Below are 4,600 nucleotides of genomic sequence, written 5' to 3' on the forward strand. Positions count from 1 at the left end.
GAACACCCAAGCACTTTGCGGCTTTTGACAGTCGGAGAAGCTCCACACGGTAACCATAGGATCACTGAGCGTCTTTAATCAAATTCGTGAGCCTGGGCGTGGTCGAGGCGACCGGGGAGATGGCGGACCGCGTCGCCTGCCATGTGGCGCAGGCCGAGGAGCAGTGGGTGCCCGGTCGCAGTCCGCTGAGAGCAACCGGCCTGCAGAGCTCCGCTCGCCGGACGAGTCCAGGCCCCTCAGCATGGAAGTAACCCGAGAATGCGTTGCCTCGCGGAGGTGAGCCTCGATGACTCTGCCGGTACGACACCGCCCCGGCACGCCGCCCCGGCACGCGCCGTACCGGTCGCTTCCAGTACCGGGCGGTACTGCCGGCCGAGGCGAGAACGTCAGCGCCAGCCTGACCGACGGCCTGTTGACCGTGACCGTCCGGCTCAACGAGGTACTCCACCCAGATGCGGCGACCGACCGGTACCACAGTGTGCTGGTCGTTGTCGGCAGCCCGCCGGAACGCAACGGCATCGTGGTGGACCTCCAGGCATCCATCATCTACCTCACGCTGACCACCATCAACGTCACCGACGGTCTGCTGAGAGTCACGGCCGACAACGACCACGAGTGGGCCCGCGCCGAGCAGTCGGGACGCCAGGGCAGGGTGACAACAACCGCCGGGCCACTGCGATGAGCGTCGCCGACGTACCGAATCAGCCCCCGGTGGGGAGCCGCGAAAGAAGTTCGCCACCGGGGACTGCACCCCCGGTCCTCACCCTCACGATGAACCCTACGGTCGACATCTGCTGCGACGTCGACCACCTGGTGGACATCGGCAAGACCCGCGCCCGGGTCAGGTACGTGGCCGCCGGCGGCGGAGGGATCAACGTCGCCCGCGGCGTGGCGCGGTTCGGGGGACGGGCGACCGCCGTCCACACCGCCGGCCAGGAGATCGGCCAGCGCCTGAACCGGCTGCTGGACGAGGAGGGCATCGACCACCTCGCCCTCGGGATCGCGGGTGAAACCCGCGAAGCGTTCGTCCTCTTCGAGACCGAGTCACGCCGCAGCTACCACATCGTGCCACGCGGCCCGCGACTCGACGACGACGAGGGCCGGCGCTGTCTGGACCTGATCGAGCGGGCAGCGGGCACTCACCGATACGTCGTAGCCAGCGGCAGCCTGCCCGACGGCCTGCCCGACGACTTCTACACGGCCGTCGCCCGCCGGATCAGGGGAGCCGGCTCCAGACTGCTCCTGGACACCTCAGGACCGGCCCTGCGCGAGTCACTGCACGAGGCCGTGTACCTGCGCAGATGCAACCGCAGCGAAGCCGCCTACCTCGCCGGCCGGGCCGTGCGGAGCTTCGACGACGCCCGCGGCGTCAATGAGCAGCTGCTGGCCGCCGGAGCAGCCGAGGTCGCCATCACCACCCTTGGGGAACTCGGAGCGCTGTGCTCGACCGTTCAGGGGCACATGGAGCTGCATGCGCCGCCACTGCCCGGAGAACCCCTCAGCGACGCCGGAGCCGGGGACGGCATGATCGCCGCTATCGTCACCCGGTTGGCCGAAGGCGACGATCCGGTCGACGCCTGCGCGCTCGGGGTGGCCGCAGCTGCCGCATCGATGCTCACCCCCGGCACCGAACCGTTCAATCGGGAGGTGGCCGAGTCCCTCTGCCCTGCGGTGCGGATCAACCGGCTTGCAAGCTGAGGACCCCGCCTGCCGGAACCCGTTCCGCCGCCAGGTACGCCATCTGGCGGCAAACGCGCCGCCTGCCGCTGGCGCCAGGCTTGGTCGGCCAGGACCGAGATGCCCGTCCGGACTCCCCGGGGAGGGCCGGGTGGCCCAAGCCCGCCGCGACGGCCTCCCGCACGCTGGAGACGGTCCCGGACCGAGGAAGGTGAGCGCCATGCCGAATCTGGGAGTCGCGATCGTGCGGCAGTACGAGCGTGGGGTGGTGTTCCGGCTGGGCCGGCTGCGCGGGGTCCGAAACCCCGGGATCCGGTTCATGATCCCGCTGGCGGACCGACTGTGGAAGGTCACCCTGCGGACGGTGACCATGCCGATCCCGTCCCAGCAGATCATCACCCGGGACAACGTGTCCATCGGCGTCGCGGCGGTCGCCTACTTCCGTCGGGTGGACCCGGTGAAGTCGATCGTCGAGATCGAGGACGTGGCCAGCGCGATCGGCCAGATCGCCCAGACCACCGTCCGCAACGTGGTTGGCCGGTCCCTGCTCGACCAGGTGCTCACCGACACCGAGACCCTCAACGAGCAGATCAAGGAGATCCTCGACGGCCTCACCCAGCAGTGGGGCGTCCTCGTCCTGGTCGTGGAGCTGAAGGACATCGAACTCCCGCCGAGCATGCAGCGGGCGATGGCCCGGCAGGCGGAGGCCGAACGCGAGAAGCGCGCCAAGATCATCGCCGCCGAGGGCGAGGCCCTGAGCGCCGGACGCCTCGCCGAGGCCGCCGACGTCATCGCCGACCACCCCATCGCCCTCCAGCTGCGCAACCTCCAGGTCCTGGCCGAGATCGCCGCCGAGAAGAACTCCACCATCGTCTTCCCCGCCCAGTTCCTCGACAGCGCCCGGGCCCTGACCCGGTTCGTCGCCGAGGAGAGCCGACGCCCTGGTGCCGTGACCGCGACCGTCCCCGCGCCGACCGGCTCGGCAGGCGGCCAGGCACCCGGACCCGACCGGCCCATCCCCCGGGACGAGACCCTCGTCGACCCCCTGAAAGGACAGGTCTGGACATGAACACGAACACGACGGCCCAGCAGCTACGCACCAAGCGGTGGACTCTGCGCGTGGACCTCTTCGAGGAGGGCGATGTCACCAAGGTGCACGCCGTGCTCGACAGCGGGGACAAGCGGCTGGAGAGCCGCACCGAGGCCCACCGCAACCCGCACGACCCGCCCGCGCCCGAGATCGGCGACGAGTACGCTGCCGGACGCGCTCTGATCCACCTCGGACAACAGTTGCTCCGCGCCGGCGAGAGCGACGCGGTCGCCAACGAACCGCCGCTGCACGGCTGACAGTTGAGGGCGCCGGCCCGTCGACAGCGGTTCGTCCGCTCGTCGCAGCGGCACCCGACCTCGCGGAGGGAATCGTGTTCATGAAGCACGCAGGTGAAAACACCGCCGAGCCCCGGTCGGCCCACCCCGGGGACATCGGCCGACGCGTGGCCGGGCGCAGGCAACTGCTCGGCCTCAGCCGCCAGGACCTGGCCGACCGGGCAGGCATGGCCCCGGGATACGTGGAGTACGTCGAGTCATCGGCCGAAGCCGTCGACACCGTCACCCTCACCCGGCTGGCAGCCGCACTCGGCACGTCCGCTCGGGAACTGCTGGGCGGCGGACCAGCTATACCGCCCGGCCGAGCCTCCTCGGCGGCGCATCCCGTCCTGGAGGAACTTCCGGAAGAGGAGTGCTGGGCCAGGCTCGCGCCTGGCGGGATCGGCCGGGTGGCCCTGTCGACCGCCAGCGGTCCCGTCGTGCTTCCGGTCAATTACCGCATCCATGACGGCACGGTGGTCTACCGGACTGGCACCGGGAGCACCCCCGCGAGCGCTGCCGGTAGCCGGGTCGCCTTCGAGGTGGACCACATCGACGAGGCGCTGCGCGGTGGTTGGAGCGTCCTGGTCTCGGGCACGGCGGTCCGCGTCGACGATCCGGAGGCCATCGAGCAGCTGATGCGCCAGAGCGACCCGGACCCGTGGGCCGGGGGTGAACGCAACGTGTGGATCGGGATCGCACCGTCCGCCGTCACCGGCCGGACCATCAGTCTTCCATCAGCGGCGCCGCCCGAGGGCGGGCCCGAACATCCGGAAGCATGAGATGAAGGCCGCAGTCGGAGACCGCATCATCATCGAGGGCACCCGCCCGGGAACGACCCGCCGCGAGGGCGAGATCGTCGCGCTGCACCACGCCGACGGCGGCCCGCCGTACGACGTCCGATGGTCGGGCACCAGACACATATGAGCTGAGCGCGAGTCCTGGGGCCTCCGGTCGCCAGGCGGGCCGGCGTCTCCCAGCATGGAAGGAGCGGACAGTCCTCTTCCCCCCTTTTCCGGAGGTGAGCCGCTATGACCCTGCCTGTGCGGTACCGGCCTGGCAGCCTGCTGGAGCGAGCCTTCCCCCTGCGCGAGCCGCTGGCGGCCGAGTTCGACGAGCTGTTCGAGAGGATGAACCGGTTCCTGGCGGCCGCCGCCCCGGCCTGGACGGAGGCGGCCGGCTGGTCGCCGCTGGCCGACCTGCGCGAGACCGACGACGCGTTCGTCGTCGAGTGCGAGCTGCCCGGCCTCAAACGCGAGGACATCGACGTCGAGATCGGCGACCGGGAGCTGTGCATCACCGGCGAGCTGAAGGAACGCGAAACCCCGGGCGTCCTGCGCCGCGGCACCCGCCACTCGGGCCGCTTCGAGTACCGGACACTCCTGCCCTCCGAGGCCAAGGCCGAGGAGGTCAGCGCCTGCCTGACCGACGGGATTCTCACGGTGACCGTGCCCAAGGCACAGGCCACCAAGCCCCGGCACATCGAGATCACGACCTGACCGCGATCAATCCGGTGGCCCGGCTGCCCGAGCCGGGCCACCGCCATGGCATGAGGAGC

Annotated in this window: 7 protein-coding genes; all 7 read left to right on the forward strand. The window is 70.4% G+C overall.

The window, feature by feature from the left end:
* Positions 1-286 precede the first annotated feature (286 nt).
* The 7 genes from ACFQ87_RS44445 to ACFQ87_RS44475 all read left to right on the forward strand — a co-directional run bounded on the left by ACFQ87_RS44445 (position 287) and on the right by ACFQ87_RS44475 (position 4,541).
* Positions 287-682 carry a hypothetical protein gene (locus ACFQ87_RS44445; protein ID WP_380616747.1) on the forward strand — a complete coding sequence of 132 codons (396 nt, stop codon included), beginning with the start codon at positions 287-289 and terminating at the stop codon, positions 680-682.
* Positions 679-1,698, forward strand: a complete 1,020-nt coding sequence (locus tag ACFQ87_RS44450; protein WP_380616748.1) for a 1-phosphofructokinase family hexose kinase — start codon at positions 679-681, stop codon at positions 1,696-1,698. Before ACFQ87_RS44445 ends, ACFQ87_RS44450 begins: the two co-directional genes overlap by 4 nt.
* Before the next feature lie 199 nt (positions 1,699-1,897).
* Positions 1,898-2,746 carry a slipin family protein gene (locus tag ACFQ87_RS44455; RefSeq protein ID WP_380616749.1) on the forward strand — a complete coding sequence of 283 codons (849 nt, stop codon included), beginning with the start codon at positions 1,898-1,900 and terminating at the stop codon, positions 2,744-2,746.
* Positions 2,743-3,024 carry a dsRBD fold-containing protein gene (locus tag ACFQ87_RS44460; protein ID WP_380616750.1) on the forward strand — a complete coding sequence of 94 codons (282 nt, stop codon included), beginning with the start codon at positions 2,743-2,745 and terminating at the stop codon, positions 3,022-3,024. Before ACFQ87_RS44455 ends, ACFQ87_RS44460 begins: the two co-directional genes overlap by 4 nt.
* Positions 3,025-3,104: 80 nt before the next feature.
* Entirely contained in the window at positions 3,105-3,824 is a 720-nt protein-coding gene (locus tag ACFQ87_RS44465) for a helix-turn-helix domain-containing protein (RefSeq protein WP_380616751.1), read from the forward strand.
* Between the two features lies 1 nt (position 3,825).
* Entirely contained in the window at positions 3,826-3,969 is a 144-nt protein-coding gene (locus tag ACFQ87_RS44470) for a DUF1918 domain-containing protein (protein WP_380616752.1), read from the forward strand.
* Positions 3,970-4,073: 104 nt separating this feature from the next.
* Complete coding sequence (locus ACFQ87_RS44475; RefSeq protein ID WP_380616753.1) at positions 4,074-4,541, forward strand: Hsp20/alpha crystallin family protein; 468 nt, start codon at positions 4,074-4,076, stop codon at positions 4,539-4,541.
* Positions 4,542-4,600: the final 59 nt, after the last annotated feature.

This window comes from Kitasatospora sp. NPDC056531 (assembly GCF_042794375.1).
In the GTDB taxonomy this organism is placed as follows: Bacteria; Actinomycetota; Actinomycetes; order Streptomycetales; family Streptomycetaceae; genus Kitasatospora.